The sequence below is a fragment of the Azospira sp. I13 genome, from assembly GCF_003112695.1.
Taxonomy (GTDB): Bacteria; Pseudomonadota; Gammaproteobacteria; order Burkholderiales; family Rhodocyclaceae; genus Azospira.
Genome location: NZ_BFBP01000018.1, coordinates 1 through 3,294 on the forward strand (window position 1 = coordinate 1; position 3,294 = coordinate 3,294).

2 protein-coding genes and 1 pseudogene are annotated in these 3,294 nt (G+C 56.4%); 2 read left to right on the forward strand and 1 reads right to left on the reverse strand.

Annotated elements, in window-relative coordinates; genetic code table 11:
- Positions 1–385 precede the first annotated feature (385 nt).
- Entirely contained in the window at positions 386–1,657 is a 1,272-nt protein-coding gene (locus tag AZSI13_RS14970) for an IS110 family transposase (RefSeq protein ID WP_109042003.1), read from the forward strand.
- A gap of 189 nt (positions 1,658–1,846) precedes the next feature.
- Here the strand turns inward: AZSI13_RS14970 and AZSI13_RS14975 are convergent, their stop codons facing one another.
- On the reverse strand, positions 1,847–2,818 hold the full coding sequence (locus tag AZSI13_RS14975; protein ID WP_234086313.1) for a LysR family transcriptional regulator: 972 nt from the start codon (positions 2,816–2,818) through the stop codon (positions 1,847–1,849).
- Between the two features lie 6 nt (positions 2,819–2,824).
- Here AZSI13_RS14975 and AZSI13_RS14980 point away from each other — a divergent pair.
- Positions 2,825–3,294, forward strand: a pseudogene (locus tag AZSI13_RS14980) (diaminopimelate decarboxylase); the annotation flags it as partial.

Here is a 3,294-nt window from a genome sequence, read left to right on the forward strand (position 1 = left end):
TGTCAACAACAACCTAAAACTGACCCGCTAAGACAACACCCATCAACATAAAATTGACCCACATGGGGTGGTTGACGCATCGTTCTGGTTGGGTGGTTTTGACCTTCCTTCTGCTGTCGGCCATTATAGTTAGTCCATCCTGTTTTCCGTGATACTGGTCACAGCCAGCAGGTAGCTGCTGGTGAAAACGGGATATGCACCTGCGGATTACGAATTACTCGGCCAAAACATCCGATGTTCACCGCTTTGATTTCGAATTCGCAGGTGCGCTTGAGCGCGACAACGAATACTCAGGGCTTGCCGTTGCACCGGCTCTCTATATTGCCTTCGCAGCGCTCAAGCAGGCACATCCCGTACGCTTACCTTAGCACTTCGGAGGTCAGCCATGAAGACGCACACGACCGGGCAATCTGAACAGGAATTCGCCGCTTTTATCGGCATCGATTGGGCGGACACGAAACACGACATTTGCTTGCAGGCCGCCGAGAGCAGTCAGCGTGAATTTTCTGTTCTACCGCATCGTCCCAAAGAGATCGACGAATGGGCAGGCTCGCTAAGACGACGTTTCCACGGTAACCGGGTGGCAGTCTGCATAGAAACATCTCGCGGCGCCTTGGTCTATGCGCTCCAGAAGTATGACTTCATTGTTCTGTTTCCAATCAATCCAGCTACGCTCGCGAAATACCGTCAGGCCTTCAAGCCCAGTCGGGCCAAGGCCGATCCCACCGATGCGCAAATCGCCCTTGAGATTCTTCTAGGCCACCGTGACAAGTTAAAGGCTTTGCAGCCGCAAAGCCCTGCTGTCCGTGAATTAGCCATGCTGCTAGAAGAGCGGCGCCAGGTCGTCGATGATCAAAGGCGCATCATCAATCGCCTGATCAGCAATCTGAAGCATTACTACCCGCTGGCCCATGATTGGTTCGAGGACAAAGGGACGATCCTGTTCTGCGATTTTCTGACTCGCTGGCCAACCTACAAACAGTTGCACCAGGCCCGCAGAGCAACCCTGGAGGCCTTCTTTCGAGCTCACAATTGCCATCACCCTAAACTGATTGAAGAGCGGCTGGCGGCGGTCAGGAATGCCGCTCCACTTACTGAAGATCCTGCCATCATCCGGCCGAAACAACTCTTGGTTGAAGGCCTGGTGGAGCAATTGCGAGCCACCTTGAAGAGCATCGAGCGTTTTGATGCCGCGATCGCCTGCTTGGCGCCGACACTACCGGACTACGAACTATTTCATGCATTGCCAGGCGCAGGTCCCACGTTGGCGCCGCGCTTGCTCGTTGCCTTTGGTGAGCAGCGTGATCGATACGCCAGTGCCGCCGAGCTCCAGATGTATGCGGGCATAGCTCCGGTGACCGAGAGCAGCGGCAAGCAGCACTGGGTACACTGGCGAATGCAATGTCCCACTTTCCTGCGTCAGACCTTTGTCGAATGGGCCGCCTTGACGATTCCACGCTCGTTCTGGGCCAAGGCCTACTATCGCCAGCAACGGGCAAGAGGTTGTGCCCATCAGGCCGCTATCCGATCCTTGGCCTTCAAATGGGTCAGAATCCTGTACCGGTGTTGGCTAACTCACACACCCTACGACGAATCGGCCTACCTAAACGCCCTGAAGCGCCGAGGGTCACCTCTGCTTGCATCGCTCGCAACCTGAAAAAAACACTTGACGACCATCTCAGGGCACAAAGCGGCCGGACACCTATTCGCTATAGCCGACCTCAGAGGCCCGCTCCACTCCGAAACCTGCCGGATGGTCAATTCGGGCTTCTCGGCCAAAGCCGCCATCTGGTGGAAGAGCCGCCGATGGCAGCTTTACACAAAATCCGGGATATGCCCTTGGGGCTCATAGAGAGTGATGGTAGTTCAAGGCGGCGCAGGCTTTGCGCACGGTGTCTGCGAGAACGCCTTGCAGGGGGTGCGGAGCTGCGATTTCCGGAAGAAGCATATTCACCTGGTAAGCGATGGCAACGGTAAGCGGCCGCACTACTAGGTCCGGTCCACTGAGTTCCAGTGCGGTGAGCGGGTTTACGATGGCAACACCCAGGCCCTGACGCACCATGGCGCAGACGGCCACTGCGCTCGTGGTCTCAAGCGGGGTTGCGCGATGTACTTTAGCGTCGTCGAACATCGCATCAATGGCGGTTCGATACGGGTCGCCAACCGCGAGACTGATGAAGCGCTCGCCTGTAAAGTCGCGTGGTTGCAGTCGCGCCTTGCGGCACAGGCTGTGATCACGTGGCAAAACAGCGACTTCATTGACTTTCAGTAAGGGCTGCAAGGCAACTCCAGCAGGTGCCTCTTGGATTTCACTCAGTCCCAGGTCAAAACGCTGTTCACTCATGGCTTGCTCCAGCCAGGGCGACTCTAAGGGATGCACGCTGACTCCTAGTTCAGGATGTGCATGTGAGAGATATACCAGTGCGCGGGGTACCAAGGCATGGGCCAATGCCGGCAGACACGCTATGCGCAAGCGACCTGTCGCTTGCGTGCGCAATTCGCTGGCGCGCGCTGCGATCTGTTCCAAACCTATAAACGAGCGTTCTACTTCCTGCATCAGCGCAAGTGCCCGCACGGTAGGTCGTAATCGGCCACGCACCCGGTCAAAAAGGTTAAACCCCAGTAACTGCTCCAGACGACCCAGCTCGCGACTCAAAGTGGGCTGGCTTGACGCGCACGCGTCAGCGGCACGCCCCAGGTTGCCGTGCAGCATGATGGCGCGAAACATCGTCAGCTGGCGATGAGTTAAATTCATATCAATATTGAATAGGTGCGTAACAAGAATAGCATTGATTGAATTAACTATGGACGGGATCATCCACCCATGAACCCTTTTACTCCCGCTACCATCGCTCCTTTGGCCCAGCAGTTCGGTACCCCGCTGTGGATCTATGATGCCGACACCATTACACGCCAGATTGCCGCTCTGCGGTTGTTTGACGTCGTGCGCTTCGCTCAGAAAGCCAACTCCAATACACACATCCTTCGCCTTCTGAGGCGACAGGGCGCAGTGGTGGACTCGGTGTCTTTGGGTGAAATCGAACGCGCGTTGGCTAGTGGTTTTACGCCGGGCTTGCACAACGGGCACGCAGACATCGTGTTCACGGCCGATCTGCTGGACCGCGCTACGCTTGCGCGCGTGGTGGAACTCCATATTCCAGTGAACTGCGGCTCCATGGACATGCTGGACCAATTGGGTGCGGTCAACCCCGGGCACCCGGTGTGGCTACGCATCAACCCAGGTTTCGGGCATGGCCATTCCAAGAAAACAAATACCGGAGGCGAGCATAGCAA